We start from the raw sequence: 18114 nt of genomic DNA on the forward strand, positions 1-18114 counted from the left end.
GTGAGAACTTCCTCTACATCTTCAAGGCGGCCCTTCGGGCCGCGCGCGGGCCACTTCGCCGGCCGTCCGCGCCTTGCCGCTTCGCTCACGGCGCGGCCCGGCAGGTGAGATGGGCGGCACGGCGGAGCACGAAGAAGCCCCGATATCCCGCGTGACGAGATGCCGGGGCTTGCGGTCTCGCGAGGAGCGGCCTACTGCCTCGATGGCCGGCCTTGCCCAAACTCTCTGGCTGCAGTCAGGGGGTCTGAGCGGGATAGCCGGGACACATCCGGCCGCCATCGATGGTCGCGATCTTATGCGGGTTGTGGTCGGTGGTGGCCCCACAGTTCTTGGCCACGTAGCCGTTCATTCGAGGGGGCTCCGGAGGGATGACCGGGGCAACGGCCTGCCGGACAGGGGCTGGCGGCCGCCCGTGGATCGCGAAATGAGCCTCGACCGTGCCGTTCCGGACGGCTGCTTTGATAACCCAGTACCAAGTCCACGTTCCCACGCACGCGAGGACGATGAGTATAATCCAGGATAAAACATCCATCGTTCTCCTCCTTCGTGGCAGGACGCCCCCTCTCATTCTTCGTCCGAGATGCCCGGTCCCTGAGTGTGGATATCCTGCTCGCGTGCACCCGAATGCCAGCCTCCGGCGGGCAGGATCTCCGACCCTGCACCCGGACTATGCCTCCGGCGGCCGAGCTACCCGCCCTGGACCCGGCGGCTCTGGGATGCCAAGCCCGGCGGGTCTCCATCGCACACCGGGAGGCAGCCAGACCGCGCCTGCCCGGGCAAGGTCGGTCAGACGTGGGGTGCTCCACCTTGCCCGGGCAGGCGCGGCCCGGCCGGGCGTTGCCTGCGCGACGGGATGCCCGCTCAGGTAGGCGACCCCTCCGCTTGGGAGAAATCTGGGAGACGATCTTGTCACCCACACCGCCAGAAGCCACACCAGACCGATCAACACCGCCGCTCCTACCAGGACTTTGGAACGCTTGTACTGGTCACCACTTGACTCTGACCCAGCTGGGGGTCAAGGGGTCGCAGGTTCAAATCCTGTCAGCCCGACCGTGTGATGTCTCAAGACATCGGAAACCCCTGAACCCACGGTTGTGGGTTCAGGGGTTCTTCTTTTTCGGTGGGGGCCGGGTGGCCGGCCGGTGGGCTGGTATCGCTTGGCGGCCCCGCTGGACGGGGTCTTTGCGGACCGCCACGATCAGCTCGATGACCTGAGGGCTGATCATCTTCCGGTGGGTGCAACGGTTCACGCCGCTGCTGGCCGATGCCGCCCGGTTCACCCGCCACTCACCAGGCGACCGATCTTGCTCATCGACGAACGTCCCATTCGAGATTGGCCGATCTTGGTGGTGCCCAAGGATCATGCCCGAGTGGTGCTCGATGAGCCGGCTGAAGCCGGTGATGGCGTATCAAGGCCGGCGCGGCTTGGCGAGCGGTGCAACCGTAGGTAGAAATGCAGTGGTGAAAAGAGCCCCGTTGCACGCCATGGTGGCCGGTGGTCTGGCGCTCACGATGGCGGCGTGCTCGTCACCGTCCTCGGGCGCGTCCGAGCCGCCGCGTGCGACGCTGCCGCCGTCCTCGGGCACGGTCGACGTGCCGGCCTTGGTGCCGGCGGACGTGCGCACGCCGGCCGGCACCGCCGCGGCTCCCTTCGACCGGACGAGGACCCTGATGGCGCCGCCCGGCTGGACGATCAGCGTGTGGGCGCGGCTGCCCGGCGCCCGCCTGCTGGCCTGGACCCCCGACCGCCGGCTGCTGGTCTCCCGGCCGAAGTTCGGCGACGTCGTCGCGCTGATCCCCGGCGGCTCCGTCGCGTCGCAGAGCACGTTGGTCGGCGGCCTCGATCAGCCGCACGGCCTGGCGTTCAGCGGCACCACGTTGTACGTGGCCGAGAGCGACCAGCTCGACTCCTTCACGTACCGCAACGGCGCGGTGTCGGGCAGCAGGGTCGTGGTCGATGGCCTCCCCGACAAGAAGAGCCCCGAGCTGGGCGGCGCCTACGCCCACGCCCTCAAAAGCGTGGCGGTCGGCAAGGACGGCGCCCTCTACATCTCGGTCGGCTCGACCGGCAACATCTCAGCCGACGACCGCGACGCCGACCCGGAGCGGGCCTCGATTCTGCGCGTCCCGCCCGGCGGCGGGAAGGCGTCGACCTTCGCCCGAGGCGTTCGCAACGGCACCGGCCTGGCGATCGATCCCGACGGCGGAGTCTGGACGGCCGTCAACAACCGCGACAACATCGGCTATCCGTACGCCGGCGACGACCGGGGCAAGGTCATGCAGTGGTACGTGAACGACCAGCCTCTGGAGCCCTTGGCCCGCCTAACCCAGGGCCGCGACCTCGGCTGGCCGTACTGCAACCCCGACCCCGACCTCCAGCCCGGCAAGAAGGACTCCCCGCTGAGCTACACCAACCGCCCCTTCGTCCGGGACATCCAGACAAATCCGGATGGTACGAGGCTGGACTGCGCCACCTTGCCCCCGGTCGAGCAGGGTATGGGCGCCCATTCGGCCCCGCTCGGCATGAGCTTCGTGACCTCATCCGGCCTGCCCGGCGGTTACGGCCCCGGCGCCCTGGTGGGCGTTCACGGCTCCTGGAACCGCAAGCCACCCCGCCCGCCGGAGGTGTCCTTCTTCACCTGGAAGGACGGCACCCTAGGCCCCCAGCGGACACTGCTTACCGGCTTCCAGAGTGCGGACGGCTCCCGCTGGGGCCGCCCGGTCATGGCAGTCCAGGGTCCCGACCAAGCCCTCTATGTGAGCGACGACCTGGCGGGCGTCATCTACCGGGTCACCACCTCCTAGCGGGGGCGCCGGCGGTTCCCACCGCAGTCCGGCGTGCGCTTGGAGCCTCGGCCGGCATCTCCAGAATGGTCCGCGCCGGTGATGGCGGCAGTGACAGTCGTCCCGCGTCCGCCAGAACCGCCAGATCCCGCGCTACCACGTCCACTTTTGGAGGGCAGCCCCGCTACAGGTCGCCAGTTGGATGGCGGCGTTGTTGGCCGACGAGGCGGCGGCCAGGCAGAGCCCCGTGCTGGCGGCCGGGCGAATCGTTGCGTCGGTGCCGAACTGCCATGTCTGGGCGGGGGTGTTGTTGCACGTGTAGGTCCAGATTCGCTGTCCCGCGACGAAGTTGCGCGACGGCACGTCCAGGCAGTTGCCGAGGACTCGCTGCGACTTGTCGTCCGGCAGGCGGGTCAGGGCCTGCGCCTTCGTGGCATTGCAGGTGTACGCCTGCAGGTAGGTCTTGATGGCCAACGCGGACGACGGCACGTCGACGCAGCGGCCCGTGCTGTTCTTGACCGGGCTCGCCAGCGGGTTCGGGCCCTTGGCGACCTGGATGATCTTCGCGATTGACGGGACGCCGGCGGCGTCGAGGATGAACAGCATGTAGTAGCCGGGCGGGGCGACGCCCCCGTTCTGCGGGCCCGTGACCGTCAAGGTGGTGCCGGAGGCCGTGAACTTCAGCGGCACGTAGCGCTGGCCCTGGTTGACCCCGTGGGTCACGTCGGCCAGGCCGACCAGCGCGACCTTCCGGATGTCAGCCGCCTCCGGGGACGTGACCGCGAAGCTTCCGCCGATCCCGACCGTGGCCGGCGCCGTCGAGATGGCCGGGCGCGCCGCCGGTCCGCCGCTGCCGTCCTTCGCGTAGAGGTACGGCGGGGTGAAGTACTCGATGTTCTTCTCGAGATACCCGACCGTCATGCAGACGCCGCACACTCCGCCGCCGCCCGTCATGACCCGGCCGTCCGGCAGGAGCAGGGCCGTCGAGTGGTACTGCCGGATACGGGTCGCGCTCGCCAGCACGGTCCACTGGCCGGTCGCCGGGTCCCAGCGCTCGGCCGACGTCGCCGCGTTGTTGAGGTCGACCAGGCTCGAGGTCGCCGAGCTGGTCAGGCCGCCGGTCGCCAGTACCGAGCCGTCGGCGAGCAGGGTCGCGTTCAGCTGCCGCCGGCCGGTGGACAGCGAGCCGGTCGCCGCGAAGGCCGGCGTCAGCCCGGCGCTGTTGTTCACGATGACGGCGGTGCGGGTCGGTACCTTCGGGACCCCGCCCTCGGTGATGGTGCCGCCCCCGACGACGACCGACTTACCGATGTCGTACGTGGCGAAGCTGCCGTAGTCCCGGTGGATCGCGTCCCGCGTACCCGTGGCCGTGATGACGCCGTTGCCCGACGTGTTGACCGTGTAGGCGGCGGTATACGGCCCGAAAAGACCCAACTGCGTGTCCGGCCGGGAACCCATGAACGGGTAGGCCCGCCCGCCGTACTTGGTGAACCCGGTCAATGCCCGGATGGTCCCATTTGCCTGGTAGACCTCCGCGGTCGCGGGACCACCGCCGACGATGACTTCCTCGCCGTTCGCCGTTTCCGCGACGGACGGATACCACCTCGCGGCGGCCATGTCATTGCCGCGCGTCCACGTTTCGGTCTGCCAATCGAAGACGTGGGTCTGGACCGTTCCGTCGAGCGCGGCGTCGGCATTTCCGCCGGCGACCAGAATGTTGCCGTCGGCGAGATGCGCAAATCCCGCACAAAAGATGTTCGAGCCCTGGAGGTCGACCCGTTTGTACGAATCGTCCGCGGGATTCCAGACCATCGCGCGGGTGAAGTCGTGAACGGGATAGGACTCCGCCGCGTTGTCGCCGACCGAGTCCCAGATCAGCACCTTGCCGTTCGGCAGCACCGCATCGAACACCGGGACGACAGGCGTGCTGACCACCGGACTCCACGATCCCGACAATCCGGGATCAGCGGCCACGGAAGCCTTGAGCCGCGCCGTTCCGGGGCGTACGCCGGTCACCTTCTGGATCCGTGCCGCATTGGCGGCGGTCTGCTGCTCGATGACCGTCATCGGCGTCCCGGCCAGATCTTCGGCCATGTGCGCCCGCTCGTCGCCATGGTCGTCGAGTTGGGCCTGGGCGTGGTCATGAACGGGCGCGCGAACCGGCGTGCGACCATTCGCGGTGGCCGAATCGACGGCCGAAGTGCCGAACAGCACGAATGCGGAAAAAAGCGCAGTAAGAACGAAGCCGAGACGCGTACCCATGGAAAGGCCCCCGTTTCCGGCGAATCTCCACGTGATGGCCTTCATTGAAGACTGTCTTATGTAGGCGACACGTAACCCTAACCGTTCGTTAAGATTTACTTCAATGTCCGTTCGTACCGAGCTTCGGTCGCATCGCGACAGCCGCCCGGCCGGTCGGTGCTGACCGGAAGGTGGTTGCGGGCGGCCACACTGGCCGGTCCAATCAGCTTTCCCTGGCCGCGAAGGTGCGGGCGATCGGCCCGCATCAGATTCGGCATCTGATCGCGTCGAGTCTGCTGGATGCCGGCTACGGCGTCCACGAGGTCGCCGAGCGGCTCGGTCATGACCCGGCCACGCTGATGCGCTATTGCACCCGGGCCAACGCCGCCCGGCGTCTGCAGGCCACGGACCGGATCGCCGAGCTGATGACCTCGCAACGGATTAAGTAAGCGCTATGAAGCCGAGTCGGTCCCCGGGAGAGCGCCGTCGTCGGACTCCTTTACTCGGCTGATTTATGCTTGCGGCGATCAGGGAAAACATGCTCTGGCACGCCGCTGGGCCACCGGACTACTGGGGGTCAAGGGGTCGCAGGTTCAAATCCTGTCAGCCCGACAGCTGTCAGCCAGGACACTGTCAGCCCAACAAAAACAAGCCGGTGACCTGCGGAAACGTAGGTCACCGTCTTTCTTGGATCGAGATCACCCACCGAAAACCCACCGTTTTGAGGTTCGTGCGGTGTTGTTTCGGCGCGTGCGGTCGACGATGGCCTGCGCGGTGAGGTCCCGTAGTCGCGCCAGGCGTTCGGCAAGGACACCACCTGGCCGAAGCTCGACCAGCTAATCGCGTTCATCCGCGATGGCGACACCGTCATCGTGCACTCGATGGCCCGCTCGCCCGCAACCTCGACGACCTGCGCCGGCTTGTGCGCACGCTGACCGGCAAGGGCGTACGGGTCGAGTTCGTCAAGGAGAGCCTGACGTTTACCGGCGAGGATTCGCCAATGGCCACCCTGCTGCTGAGCGTCATGGACGCCTTTGCCGAGTTCGAGCGCGCCCTGATCCTCGGACGGCAGCGCGTGGGCATCGCCGCGGCCAAGCAGCGCGGCGTGTACACCGGCCGCAAGCCCACGCTCAATGCCGAGCAGGCATAGCAGCTGCACGGGCGCGTCGTCACCGGCGAGAAGAAGTGCGCATCGGCCAGGGAGGTCGGCATCAGCCGCGAGACGGTATACAGCTACCTGCGCCTAGCAGCCGTCACCGGCTGACCGGACCAGATAGGCACACTGGCTGACCTGGGGACTGTCAGGTGCTGGCGGTGACCCGCAGCGGGAGATCCACCTCGCGCTGCTGCCCTTCGAGCTGCACAGCGCCCCGGGCGGTCGGCAACTTTGCCGCGGCAGCTGGATAGACGCCCTCACCAGTCGGCCAGATCGGCACCCGTGACTTCGTGCGGCCGCAGTACCGCGCGTTGGGCGGCTTGTGCTGATGGCCACGTCGGCGCCGGATGGGCCGATCGCGCCGTTCGAGCTCCCCAACCCGCCAGCCTGCTGCACCAATCACTGAACATCAACTATGTTGTCGCCGTGAATCCGCCCACGCACGTGCACCGGGCCTCGGTGCTGCTCGCCGGGTGCGCCGTGCTGGCCGGGGCCATCGTGGTCATTGCGATGCTGGCGTGGCGCCATCTGGGGCCGGCCGGCATCCGGTACCTGATGGCAGAGCCCGATGGGGGAGTCGCTGTGCACCTGGTGCGCGCGGCCCTCGAGTACAGCCTGGTCGTCGGCACCGCGACGGTCCTGATCACGTCGGCGCTGGCACTGGTGGTGCGGCGGCCGCTGGTCTGGGCGCGATGGGTCGCGTGGTGCGTCCTCGGCGCCATCGCTGTGCTCCTGCTCCTGGGTCTCAGCGCCGGCGACGTTCCGCTGGCGGCACCGGGCGCGCATGCCTCCGCTGTCGACGGGCTCTTCTACGACCTGGTGCCGCATTGGTATCCCAGTGTGAGCGCCGTGCTGGGGCTGGCGCTGATGGTCCTCGTGCTGACGGCGGCGGTGCTGCTGACCCGCTCCTCGGCGGCGGACTACTACCGGCCGGCCAGCAGCGTGCAAGATCCGCGGTGGGCCGCCTTCGTCGAGGCCCAGCAGAGGCGGATCGCCGGCGACTGATGCGGTTCCGGTGCTGCCCACGAAGGGCGGCTCATTGACTCGATGGACCGGCTCGCCGGCAACCTCGACGACCTGCGCCGGCTCGTCAAGACCCCGACCGTCAAAGCGACCGGGGCAGTGTGCTGCGTCACGCCATCGTCAGCCCTCGCCGAATCGGCGATATCGTCGCCGCTGCACTCCACCTCACCCACTACGAATACAATTCCTATCCGGATCTTGTTGAGATCAGTTCACTGCGTACTGGTCGCCGGATTTTCGTCGCCATCTGTGGCAATTCTAAGATCAACCCTTATGGCGCGCTGGATTTTCTGAAGCGCACCCTCGACCGCATCGAATGGGGGACCCAGAGCTTGGGAAATGTCAAAATCGGGGCTACTCCGGCCGAGTGCCATGCCTGCCGCCCTGCCGAATTGACCGCACATGGCGACGGCCAGCCATGCCGCGTCCCGGACACCTTCAGTGGCCCACAACTCGACTCGCCGCGTCGCAGCAAGAACCGAGGCGCGCAGGCTTTCGAGTTCGTCGAGCACGGAGCGTTCGACTATCAGCGCACCGTCCAGATCGTAGTCAGCCGACAGTAGCACTTTGGCGGTTTGAGTCCATTGAATGAGGCTCGAAACAAGTTCGGAGTAGACGGTAACCAGCTCGCTATTCCAACGCCTTGAGTCTTCCCGATCCCATTGCTCCCTACGCTCCTCGCGCTCACGCTGCCACCGTAGGGCTTCCTGCTGCCGGTCCCGGTCAATCCGCTCGTCTTGAAGTTGCTTCTGCCATCTCCATTGCCTTTCGTCGCGCTTGCTATTGAAGTAGTTCGTCAACCATGTGGCCGCAAGTGTGCCGAGGATGCCCAGCACAGCTACAACGATCGTGAGAATGGGCACCGACGACGCCGGCGCCGCCGCGTAGTGCGATGGTCCTGGAGGCGAAGGAGCGGCAAGAAGAGCCACCGATGCGGGCACGGCAGCAGACGTCCCATCCGCCACCTTCAGTCGCACCGCCATGGCCGCACCTCTGACAACATAGGAATCGCTATGGTTCTAGATGGAAGAGCGTGTCCATCCCGCTTATGACAAGAACCCGGAGGAGGAACGGACGCACGTTGAGAAGCCTGACCACGGGTATAGCCCTGCCGTTCAGAGCTTGGGCGTAGCGCCTGTAGAACGCCCCTAGATAGGTAAGGGATGCGCTGTCGATAAAAGTTACATCCTTGAGGTCGAACGACAGTTCGGCAGGAAAATCTGGCTGCCGAAGAAACCACTTGAGCTCTTTGTCGAGATCTAAGACGCTCTGCATATCAATCTCGCCGACGAGCGCGCAAGTCCAGCGATCTCCCTCGACCTGCCAGGTAGCCGACAAGGAGGAATCCACGCTTCGCACCCTAGATGTTGGCAGAATTCTCGTCGATATAGTTATAGGCGACTCGCCCTGCCAACGCAACCCCGTCGACGCGCAACACCGCTCGGACCACCTGACCCATGCCCCGGCTTGAAGTGCCATACCGAGTTATTCGCATGAATTGCGCGAAATGATCTTTGGCATGACCGCGTGCCCGTCAGCCCGTGCCGGGCATACGCAGCGTGACGGCCAGCCCGTGTCGCGAGCACGCTCGGCGACATGACGCGTGGTACCGGCTCAATCTCGTGCGTCGACTGCCGGAGACCTACTCGGCAGATCCATTTCAGGGATCACTGATGGTCCGGCTGTCTAGGATTGCCGATCCTGGCGCGAATCGCCGAGCAGCTCAGCAAGGCCGCAGAGCAGCTGGTGGGCGGCAGAGAGCCGTTTTGACGAGGATTGCCACCAACTTTGAGGTGATCCGGTTGTTCACCAACTATTGCACCAGGGATTTCGTTCCCTCGTCGTGATCAAGGGCCTTGGGCGCTGAGCTGGGGAACCACGGTGACGTTGGTGGTTGTCGGTCGCCGTTGGTGAATCTGGGACGGCCTGGAGACGGACTGAGCGGCTCGTTTCTGGAACGCATTGGACCGAGATCGAGTCCAAACGACAGGAAGCGGCCTGGAAACACCTACGCCAGCGCCATCAACCGCCGATGATCTGCGGCGTAACTCTCTCGCGCCTTCTCGCGGCTCAGCGCAGCAGGCCGGTGAGCCGTGCGGCGGCCGTGGTGTCGCCGGCGGCGAGGGCCTGCCGGCAGACCTCGGCGGCCTCGGCCGTGCGGCCCTGCCGGTCGAGCAGGTCCACCAGTCGCCCCGCTGCTCCGTCAGGACGGCGAGGTGGATACGTGCCAGGGTGTCGCCCGACTCGGCCGCCTCCCGCCAGATCTGCTCGACGTTACCCGGGCGGCCCAGGCGCTCAGCAGACCCGCGAGGCGGAACCGGGCGAACCTGGCGAACCGGGCGAGAGGGCCGCTCAGGGCGCCGCGCCACAACTGTTCGGCGTCGGCCGGCCGGCCGGCTTTTCATTGCGTTGTCGGGCAACTGCTGGTCACGACAGTGATTAGGTCGTGTGATCGTTCAGGTCCCCTCGCCTCGGGGATTTCGGTTCGCCCACACGCGTACTCGCAAGCGGGTTTGGTTTCCCCGGCTGGCCGGCGCCGTGATCTGACCCGAGAAGGAGGCGGTCGGTGACCGGTTCGCCGCGCAGAATCTGGTCGCGGAGGCCGGTCAGCGGGGCGAGCGGCGCGATGCCGAGCTCGTCGGCCAGGCTCCGGGACAACGCCTCGTAGGCGGCCAGCGCCTCGGTCTGCCGTCCGGTCCGGACGAGAGCGATCATCAGCCAGCAGACAAGCGTTTCCCGGAACGGGTGCTGGCGTACCACCTCTGCCAACTCGTCGGCGAGGCCGTTGTGCCGGCCGGTCCGCAGTCGCAGGGCGGCGCGGGCCTCGACGGTTGCGAGGTACCGGTCGACCAGCCGCGGCTCCACCGCACTGCGCAGGGTGGCGGACTCTACGTTGCCCAGCAACGGTGTCCGCCAGAGGGCGAATGCCTCGTCCAGCGCCGCGATGGCCTCAGCGGTGCGGTCGACCGACTCCAGGCGTGCGGCGAGCGCGGTCAGGCGGTCGAAGCGCAGTAGGTCCAGCTCGGCGGAGTCGACCTGAAACCGATATCCCCAGTCCGTCGTCTCGATGCTCTCGGTGCCGAGGGCACGTCGCAGCCGGGCGACGGCGTTGTGCAGCGCGGCCCGCGGATGTTCGGGCAAGTCGGCGGCCCATACCCATTCGACGAGTCGTTCCCACGAGACCACTTGGCCGGCCGAGTAGAGGAGCCCAGCCAGCAGGGTGATGGTCGTGTTCCCCTTGAGTACCACGCGTCGGCCGGCGACGATCGCCTCTACCGGGCCGAGTATCCGATATTCCGTTCTGCTCTCAGCTACCCCGTCCATCATCATCCCCGTTACCAGCATTGATCGGTGCCGCTACGGTCGCGGCGAAGTCCTGCACCACCCGGGTGGCCAACGCTCCCGGCACCGCGGCCAGGCGATCGGTGACCGCTTCGAGCGCGGACCGCCCGGCGGCCGTGAGCGCCGCGATGGCCGCCACCCGGGCGGACTCGTCCACCGCCCCCGCTTCGAGGCCCCGACCGGGCAGCAGGTCCGGCACGGCGGACATCCGGGCGGCGAGCATCGCGGGCCACGATGTCTCCAGACGGGTCGGCTCGCCACGCAGCGCCAGCAGGTCCTCGCCGTACAGGAAGGCGGCGCCGCACAGTTCGCCGATGTCCCGCATCGCCGACACGATGCCGTCCGAGCACTCGCCGAGCCAGGCGCCCACCCGGGCTGGGAACTCGAAGAGGGCCCCGAATACGGCCGTCGCCGGGACGCCGGTATCGCCGGCCAGCCGGTCGGCACGCAGTGCGGTCAGGTCGCCCAGCCATTCGGCAAACGGGCGCGCCAGCCGCGGCGCCGCGTCGGCGACCAGCCGCGATGCCTCGGCGAGGAGGAAGTCCGCGGTCAGCACCGTGGCGGCGAGGCCCCACGGGACGCCGGGGCGGCCGCCCGGCGGGGGCGCGTTGCCGACGAAGGCGAGCGCGCTCAGGCCCGCGAGTTCCACCGCCGCGCCCACCGCGGCGTTCTCGCGGCCGGGCTGTGCACCCTCGGCCGACAGGCCGGCCAACAGCAGCGTGGCCAGGCGGAGCTCGCGCTGCACCAGGCCCTCGCCGGAGGCCACCAGGCGGGCCAGGAAGGGCCACCGCTCGCGGATCGCGGAGAGCGCCACTCCGTCGCAGGCGACGAGGAAGGCGGTGGACGGGCCCAGCACGGCGGCGCGGGCCGGAGCTGGTCCGGTCGCGCGGGGCAGCAGGATGGCCCGGCGCGCTTTGGCGATCAGCGGATGGTCGTTGCCCGCGCTGTCGGAGAGCATCCGCCAGACGAGGTGATAGCGGCGCGCCGCGTGTCGGGCGGCCTCGAAGTAGCCGACGGCGGCCGCCGCGATCCGGTTCGCGTACTCCCGCCGGGCCTCCACCGGGTCGTCCGGGCGGCCCGCGATCGCTTCGGCGGCGAGCAGGCCGCTGTGTACCGCATATCCGAGGCCCTCCCCGGTGAAGGGGTTGGCCAGGCCGGCCGCGTCGCCGACGAGCAGGCAGTCGGCCTCGTGCACGGCGGCCGGCGTGAACCAGCTGTGCAACGCGCCGGACGTCGCCGGGCCCGCGGGTGCGAGCCCGGCCAGGCCGGAGTCCAGCTTGCCCAGCGTGACCGCGGCCTGGTCGAGCAGCGTCGCAGGGTCGGCGCCGCCCGCAGCCGCCACGCCCACAGTGACGTCGTCGCGTTCGCCGGGCAGGACCCAGATCGTGGTGGGCAGCTCGTCGGCCCGGGTGGCCGAGGGCGGTGCGACGACCAATGCCGTACGCGTGCCGGGCGCGGCCCCCGTGAAGCGCCGGGCGCAGACGACGCCCGGCTCTGGGCGGTCGCGCCGCGTCCCGCCGGAAGCCAGGATGACGTGCCGCGCGACCAGCCGCCGGTCGTCCAGCAGCGCCTCGTAGCCGTCGCGGCAGGGGCGGATCCTGGTCACCGAGCCGGTCACCGGCGTCACCCCCCGCGTCCTCGGCCCGCTGCCGCAGCCAGGCGTGCAGCAGCCCGGAGTCCACCACCGCGACCTCGGCCTCCCGGATGGGCCGGGCGGCGGTATCGCCGAAGTGGACGTCGACCGAGGAGATGGGTCGGGCGCCCGGTTCGTCGTCCGAGATCAGGCGCAGCCCGCGTGCGGCCGCGGCGGTCAGGAGCATGTCGTGCCGGGGCCGGGTGTCTCCGCGGTCCACCAGCCGCACTCGGAGGCCCGTCCGGCCGAGGCGGGTCGCGGCGGCCGCCCCGGCCGGACCGGCTCCGACGATCAGTACGTCCACGCGGTCGGTCATGGGCGGGCGAGCTCCCGCCAGACGGCGGTCACCGTGTCGGTCAGCCGGTCGCGCGTCGCGGGGTCGAGCTCGTCGAGGGTGGCGAGGGCCTCGTCGTGACACGTGCGCGCCAGCTCGGCGGCGGCGGTGAACCCACCGCGGGCCTCGATCAGCCGGCGGACTGCGGGCAGGTCGGACGGGCGCAGCGACGGCGACAGCAGCAGCGTGGCGAGCTCGCCGCCGGAATCGTCGCGCAACGCGAACAGCGCCGGGGCGCCGAATAGGCCGAGGAGGTGGTCGGTCCCGGTCGGCTTGCCGGTGTCCGTACGCAGATCCAGGCAGTCGTCGAGGATCTGGAAGGCCACGCCGAGCCGGGCGCCGAACTCGGCCAGGGACCGGGCAATCGCGGGCTCCACTCCGGCCTCGGCAGCGCCGAGCAGGCAGGAGAGCCGGAACAGCTCGCCGGTCTTACGCTCGGCGAGCTCAAGATAGTCCACCATGGACAGACGGACGTCGTAGGCGCGCTCCACGTCGAGCATCTCGCCGTACGCCAGCTCGGTGACCGCCCGGGCCACGAGGACGTGCAGGTCTCCGCCAAGCGCGGCCACCTCGGCGCCGGCCAGCGCGAAGGAGGCGGTGCCGGCGAGCATGGCCAGGTCGGCGCCGGCCACGGTGTGCGCGGCGGGCGCACCGCGGCGGGTCGTCGCCTGATCCACCAGGTCGTCGTGCAGCAGGGAGGCCAGGTGCAGCAACTCGACCACCGCGCCGAGCCGGACCAGCCGCCAGGGATCGGCGACGACGCCGCACTCGGCGCAGGTGGCCAGCATCGCGGCCCGGATGCCCTTGCCCGGCCGGGCGGCCAGGCCGGCGACCGGAAACCTTACCGAATGGGGCATTCCATAAACCAGCGCCGTCACTCGCGCGGCGACCCGGGTGAGGAAAAGATCGACTTCCATGGAGCCCCCGTTATTAGATGGACTTCACACCAGCCAAAACCCGGCGACAGCACCGTGACAGCGCTCGATACGAGAATGTACCGCACACCCGAGCCGATGCGATGCCCCGCATTTTCGGCCCGGCATGCTCAACCATTGAAAGGAGTAGTGGTCCGGTGTTACGACCTACTCGGTTGCTGGCCTGTCTAGCCATTTCCGGGCTGGTGACCGGCATCGTTGTCGCGCCGCCCGGGACCGCCTGGTCCGCGACCGCGTCGCAGGCCGACGCGCGAGCCGCGCTCAGCAAATATCGCCGCCCCTGCTCGGCGACGGCCCACAAGGGACGCGCCGAATGCCTGGCGCTGGTCCGGACCACCAAGTCCACCGCCACCGCATTCGCCCCCGCTGTGGACCCACCGCCGACCGACGGCTACGGTCCCGCCGATTTGCAACGCGCGTACAACCTGACCGCCTCGTCGGCGTCGGCGGGTTCCGGTGCCACGGTCGCCATCGTGGACGCGTACGACGACCCGAATGCCGAATCGGATCTCGCCGTCTATCGGGCGAGATACGGCCTGTCGGCGTGCACCACCGCGAACGGTTGTTTCCGCAAGATCAATCAGCGCGGTGGGACCGTCAATTACCCCGACGCGGACTCCGGTTGGTCGTCGGAGATCTCACTCGACGTGGATATGGTCTCCGCCATCTGCCCACGATGCCACATTCTGCTGGTCGAGGCGGATTCCAACGACGACGACGATCTGGGCGCCGGGGTCGATGAGGCAGTGGCCGAGGGTGCGAAGTTCGTGTCGAACAGCTACGGCGCGAATGAGGGAAACTTCAGCAACCTCAACAACCATTACTACAACCACACCGGTGTCGTCATCACCGCCTCGACCGGCGACAGCGGATACGGTGTCAGCTACCCCGCCGTGGAACCGAACGTGACGGCCGTGGCCGGTACGACACTCTTCCCGGCGGCGAACTCGCGTGGATGGGCGGAGATCGCCTGGGTCGGCACGGGTTCGGGCTGCTCGTCATGGGTGGACAAGCCAAGCTGGCAGAAGGATTTCGTCTGTCCGCGCCGGACGGTCGGCGACGTGTCGGCGATCGCCGATCCCGATCCGGGGGTCGCCGTGTACGACACCTACAAAACCGAGGAGCAGGGCTTCGGGTCCGGGTGGAACCCGTTCGGGGGGACGAGCGCGTCGTCCCCCATCATCGCGAGCGTGTACGCCCTGGCCGGTACGCCGGCCGCCGACACGTTCCCGGTCTCCTACCTGTACCGGCATCCGGGCGGGTTCACCGACATCACGGCCGGGACCAACAATCCCGCGGGTACCTGCGTCCCGGACTACCTCTGCCACGCCGAGGCCGGCTACGACGGTCCGACCGGGTGGGGTGTGCCCAACGGTGTCTCGTCCTTCCGTAACTGATCCCGTCAGTGCCTGCCCAGCCCGGCTGGGCAGGCGCCCGGATCACGGCATGTGCAGGGTGGGCGCGGCCGCGAACTGGTCGAAGATCGTGTTGTACACGTCCGGCTGGTTCATGAAGTCGATGATTTGCTGGTACGTGTAGTTGTTTTCCCAGAAGCTGAACCCCATCAGTACGGCGGTGCCGAACGGCTGGTACTCCTCCGGCGTGAACAGGCCCTGCCCGCCGTCGGCCGGCGCCGCGTTCAGCATCTGGATCAGATATGCGGAGTCGTAGACCAGGTCGCGCGTCACAACGAAGGACGACGGATCGACCATCGCGGCGGCGGCCACCGGACGGTACTTGTTGTAGTACTGCTGCACGACGGCCTGCGCGGCGGCCTGGTTGTAGGCCGGGCCGGTGTGCGAGGCCAACCGGTCGATGACCGTCTGCATGTTCATGTAGACCATGCCGATCAGCAGATTGCCGGTCAGGCTCTGGGCCAGGAACTGGGACTGGACCCGGTTGGTGAGGGTGTTGTTCGCGGCCAGCGTGGGGAGGCCGTAGTACCGCTCCACCGTTGCCGCCAGCGGGCAGTTCGATCCCGCGCTGGGCGGCAGCACGAAGGTGTTGCCGTCGCCGCCCTGGCAGGCCACCGCGCCAGAGTCGCCGGCGATGTGCAGGAACTGAGTCCAGATCATGTCGGAGAACGGATACGTGGCGCCGTCGGGCATCCGGGCGTTCAGGCTGACGCCGATCGCAGCGATCTTGGTCGAGGTGTAACCGCTGGTCCGGCCGACCTTCTCGATGTTCATGTCGATCGCCGGTGCCACCGCGGCGTCCGGATGAGGCCACGCCGTGGGTACCACCTTCAGCGCGGTGAGCGCGTGGTCCATCCGGCACAGGAACGAATTGCCGCTGTTGTCCGACGCCACGCACATACCGACGGCCTGATGGGTGCCGCTGATCGGGTCCATCAGATCAAAGACGAAGGCATCCTTGTACGCCGACTTGTCGGTCAACTGCGCCAGACCGACGTCCAGCGTGTTGGGCTGAAGCTCCGTCAACGAGATGTAGCGCTTCGTCTTGGCCACCACGTCGTCCGGGTCGGTGCCGCCGTCCACGGTCGCCGGCTGGACGACGTTCTCTCCAGCACTCCCCGCGTTCATCCGGCCGAGAATGTGGGCGGCGGACAGGAAACCGACAGTATTGTCGGTCGTGTCGGTCACGAAGCAGCCGAGAGTGCCGTCGAGCGACTTATCGGCCTGGACGTTGGAGACGCCGACTCCCGGCTGCGGCGGGCTGAGCCGCTGGGTGATCGGTCCCGTCGTGGTCAGGCCGCTGGCGTACACCGGGCCGGCCTCCACCACGTCCACCCCGTAGGCGACGCCGTCGACGACGACCTCGGTGGGCAGCAGGCGGCGGCGGGACAACGCGGCGGCCGGAATCTTGTCCACGACCATGGCGACGACCACCGGTTCGTCGGTGATCACGCCGGCCCGGCGGCGATATCCGATGCCACAGCCGGTGAAATTGGGGTCCTGCCGGTGCCCGTCCCAGATCGTCTGGCGGGCCTGATCCAGCGCGCGGTGCAGGTGCGGTGCGAAGCTCATCGGTCGAGCCGCCGTTCGGTCGTCGTGGGTGGGGTCGGCGTGGTCACGCGAGATCCCGGCGTGCCAGGGCGACCGTCAGCGTGTCGGCGTCCCTCATCCGGGCCAGAATGCCGAGCCAGTTCGCGGCGAACCCGTCGGCGTCGGCGTCGAACGGGTCCGCGAGGGTGGCCGCCGCCGCCGCGGTGACCGCCGTCAGCGCGGCATCGGCGTGGCCGGCCCGCGCGCTCAGAAGGGCAATGGTGCCGGCGGGCTGCTGGCCCGTCACTCCCGCGGCGTCCAGGGCGTCGGCACCCCGGGCGACGAGCGCCAGCCGCGGGTGCGCCAGCCGGTCCTTCAGGCCGAGAATCCGCGACGGCATTTCCCGTACGGTCGCCGGCCGCACCCCGCGACAGACCGGGAACGCCACCGGAAAGACGGCGAGCGCACGGGCGACGGCGAGGATCGCGCCGCGTTGCCGTTCGGACAGTGCACCACCCGACGCCGCGCGCGCCGGGCGGGCATCCAGGGCCGTGACGAAGCTCGCGGCGGCGGTGAGCCCCAGCAGCGCCCGCCGGCTCAGCGGCGCGAACGGTCGCCAAGCCGCGGCGTCCGGATCAGACTTACCGTCGTGCATGTCGCAACCTCCTCTTCCACCCGCGCCGACGGCGGGCCGCCGCCACCCAGTCACCGTCGCACGCGCCGCTGTCACGGCGCTGTCATCAAGCGCCCGGAACCAGTCCGCCGGCAGCGACGTCCGATCGCCATGAAGCGATCGGCGATGGCTCTGTGCGCGCTGCTGTTCGCGGGCTGCTCCCAACACGCCTGCCCGGACTATCGGATAGCCGACGGCATCACCGTGGATGCCGGGGCGTTCGTCGACGCCCACCCTCAAGCGGGGAAGCTGTGCGCCACCGGGACGCCCTGTCTACTTCTCGATCCGGCGCATCCCCGGCCCGCCGTCGTGCGACTGGCCGCCGACCAGCCGGGTCCCCGGCAGGTGAGTATCACCATCACCGCCCGGGACGGCACCGTGCTGCTACGGGCCGATACCCAGGTCGAGGTCCGGCATGTCGTCTCGGATCCCGAATGCGGCCAAGCGGCCAACCTGGGGTCGGTGTCGGTCGCCGCGGACGGCTCGCTGAGGAACGGATGACGGCCGGCCCGGCGTCGCAAGACCTTCTCCAGCCGTTTCCCGGGTACGGATGCGGGACGACCATTCAAGCTATCCTTGCTCATCAGAAACGTGCACCCCGCTCTGCCGTCGATATGACGTAAACACACACGCATCCTTGTAGCTCAGGCGCACCTTTCCGTTATCGCCCTCGATGAATCAATTTCCCTCTGAACCAGGAAAGCAACGACGAAAACCTGTAGCTAGAACGCTTTTGGGAAAGTGGCACGCTCGAAACCCCGGACGGCTCCCCGCGGACTGATCTGGTCGGCGCCCTTGCCCTGGTCGACCAAGAACGAGCCAAGGGGATCTTCGGGCATTTGGTGAACCCACTCCTGGACGCCTTCGATCGCGCCGCAAATCGGATGATCATCGCCGAAGGCTCGGACCCCGACAATGAGAGAGCACGATCCCGGCGGGATCTTGCCAGGCTCTCCATGGCGCAGACGGTGCAGGTTGCCGCAGTCGTCGGAGGTTCGCGGCAGGCGCACCCAGGCCTGGGCCATCGCTCAGACGGCCCCGGAATCCA

General features: G+C 68.4%; 14 protein-coding genes and 2 pseudogenes. 7 read left to right on the forward strand and 9 right to left on the reverse strand.

Annotation, left to right across the window (positions count from 1 at the left end; translation table 11 throughout):
* Positions 1 to 1461: 1461 nt before the first annotated feature.
* Entirely contained in the window at positions 1462 to 2805 is a 1344-nt protein-coding gene (locus ODJ79_RS42190; protein WP_263029345.1) for a PQQ-dependent sugar dehydrogenase, read from the forward strand.
* A gap of 132 nt (positions 2806 to 2937) precedes the next feature.
* On the opposite strand, the gene ODJ79_RS42195 is transcribed toward ODJ79_RS42190, so the two are convergent.
* The gene (locus ODJ79_RS42195) at positions 2938 to 4878 is read right to left on the reverse strand and encodes a galactose oxidase-like domain-containing protein (protein WP_263029346.1); all 1941 of its coding nucleotides are present in this window, start codon (positions 4876 to 4878) and stop codon (positions 2938 to 2940) included.
* Here ODJ79_RS42195 and ODJ79_RS42200 point away from each other — a divergent pair, their 5' ends adjacent.
* From ODJ79_RS42200 to ODJ79_RS42215, 4 genes and pseudogenes are all read left to right on the forward strand, one after another.
* On the forward strand, positions 4879 to 5094 hold the full coding sequence (locus ODJ79_RS42200) for a hypothetical protein (protein WP_263029347.1): 216 nt from the start codon (positions 4879 to 4881) through the stop codon (positions 5092 to 5094). It begins immediately after the preceding gene.
* 122 nt (positions 5095 to 5216) lie between these two features.
* A complete protein-coding gene (locus ODJ79_RS42205; protein ID WP_263029348.1) occupies positions 5217 to 5474 on the forward strand; it encodes a tyrosine-type recombinase/integrase in 258 nt (85 codons plus the stop codon).
* Positions 5475 to 5819: 345 nt separating this feature from the next.
* Positions 5820 to 6289, forward strand: a pseudogene (locus ODJ79_RS47065) (recombinase family protein); the annotation flags it as partial.
* A gap of 318 nt (positions 6290 to 6607) precedes the next feature.
* A complete protein-coding gene (locus tag ODJ79_RS42215; protein WP_263029350.1) occupies positions 6608 to 7186 on the forward strand; it encodes a hypothetical protein in 579 nt (192 codons plus the stop codon).
* Between the two features lie 230 nt (positions 7187 to 7416).
* On the opposite strand, the gene ODJ79_RS42220 is transcribed toward ODJ79_RS42215, so the two are convergent.
* The 6 genes and pseudogenes from ODJ79_RS42220 to ODJ79_RS42240 form a co-directional block, all read right to left on the reverse strand.
* Positions 7417 to 8187, reverse strand: coding sequence for a hypothetical protein (locus ODJ79_RS42220; RefSeq protein WP_263029351.1), 771 nt, complete (start codon positions 8185 to 8187; stop codon positions 7417 to 7419).
* A gap of 28 nt (positions 8188 to 8215) precedes the next feature.
* Positions 8216 to 8554 carry an STAS domain-containing protein gene (locus ODJ79_RS42225; RefSeq protein ID WP_263029352.1) on the reverse strand — a complete coding sequence of 113 codons (339 nt, stop codon included), beginning with the start codon at positions 8552 to 8554 and terminating at the stop codon, positions 8216 to 8218.
* Positions 8555 to 9643: 1089 nt separating this feature from the next.
* Positions 9644 to 10453, reverse strand: a complete 810-nt coding sequence (locus ODJ79_RS42230; protein WP_263029353.1) for an AfsR/SARP family transcriptional regulator — start codon at positions 10451 to 10453, stop codon at positions 9644 to 9646.
* A gap of 58 nt (positions 10454 to 10511) precedes the next feature.
* Positions 10512 to 12173, reverse strand: coding sequence for a hypothetical protein (locus ODJ79_RS42235; protein WP_263029354.1), 1662 nt, complete (start codon positions 12171 to 12173; stop codon positions 10512 to 10514).
* A 181-nt stretch (positions 12174 to 12354) separates the two neighbouring features.
* A pseudogene (locus tag ODJ79_RS47350) lies at positions 12355 to 12495 on the reverse strand (FAD-dependent monooxygenase); the annotation flags it as partial.
* The gene (locus tag ODJ79_RS42240; protein ID WP_263029355.1) at positions 12492 to 13430 is read right to left on the reverse strand and encodes a polyprenyl synthetase family protein; all 939 of its coding nucleotides are present in this window, start codon (positions 13428 to 13430) and stop codon (positions 12492 to 12494) included. The pseudogene ODJ79_RS47350 and the gene ODJ79_RS42240, both read right to left, overlap by 4 nt.
* A 203-nt stretch (positions 13431 to 13633) precedes the next feature.
* On the opposite strand from ODJ79_RS42240, the gene ODJ79_RS42245 reads away from it, so the two are divergent.
* Complete coding sequence (locus ODJ79_RS42245) at positions 13634 to 14845, forward strand: S8 family serine peptidase (RefSeq protein ID WP_263029356.1); 1212 nt, start codon at positions 13634 to 13636, stop codon at positions 14843 to 14845.
* 42 nt (positions 14846 to 14887) lie between these two features.
* On the opposite strand, the gene ODJ79_RS42250 is transcribed toward ODJ79_RS42245, so the two are convergent.
* Positions 14888 to 16435, reverse strand: coding sequence for a hypothetical protein (locus ODJ79_RS42250; RefSeq protein WP_263029357.1), 1548 nt, complete (start codon positions 16433 to 16435; stop codon positions 14888 to 14890).
* A gap of 43 nt (positions 16436 to 16478) precedes the next feature.
* The gene (locus tag ODJ79_RS42255; protein WP_263029358.1) at positions 16479 to 17048 is read right to left on the reverse strand and encodes a hypothetical protein; all 570 of its coding nucleotides are present in this window, start codon (positions 17046 to 17048) and stop codon (positions 16479 to 16481) included.
* A 144-nt stretch (positions 17049 to 17192) separates the two neighbouring features.
* Here ODJ79_RS42255 and ODJ79_RS42260 point away from each other — a divergent pair, with 144 nt between their 5' ends.
* On the forward strand, positions 17193 to 17567 hold the full coding sequence (locus tag ODJ79_RS42260) for a hypothetical protein (protein WP_263029359.1): 375 nt from the start codon (positions 17193 to 17195) through the stop codon (positions 17565 to 17567).
* The last annotated feature ends 547 nt before the right edge of the window (positions 17568 to 18114 follow it).

The sequence above is a fragment of the Actinoplanes sp. KI2 genome, from assembly GCF_025630775.1.
In the GTDB taxonomy this organism is placed as follows: domain Bacteria; phylum Actinomycetota; class Actinomycetes; order Mycobacteriales; family Micromonosporaceae; genus Actinoplanes.

Excerpts from the sequence above, each read along its gene's own strand:
- ODJ79_RS42195 (WP_263029346.1), bottom strand. The coding sequence starts at position 4,878 with ATGGCCGAAGATCTGGCCGGGACGCCGATGACGGTCATCGAGCAGCAG.
- ODJ79_RS42220 (WP_263029351.1), bottom strand. The coding sequence starts at position 8,187 with ATGGCGGTGCGACTGAAGGTGGCGGATGGGACGTCTGCTGCCGTGCCC.
- ODJ79_RS42240 (WP_263029355.1), bottom strand. The coding sequence starts at position 13,430 with ATGGAAGTCGATCTTTTCCTCACCCGGGTCGCCGCGCGAGTGACGGCG.
- ODJ79_RS42250 (WP_263029357.1), bottom strand. The coding sequence starts at position 16,435 with ATGAGCTTCGCACCGCACCTGCACCGCGCGCTGGATCAGGCCCGCCAG.
- ODJ79_RS42255 (WP_263029358.1), bottom strand. The coding sequence starts at position 17,048 with ATGCACGACGGTAAGTCTGATCCGGACGCCGCGGCTTGGCGACCGTTC.
- ODJ79_RS42260 (WP_263029359.1), top strand. The coding sequence starts at position 17,193 with ATGGCTCTGTGCGCGCTGCTGTTCGCGGGCTGCTCCCAACACGCCTGC.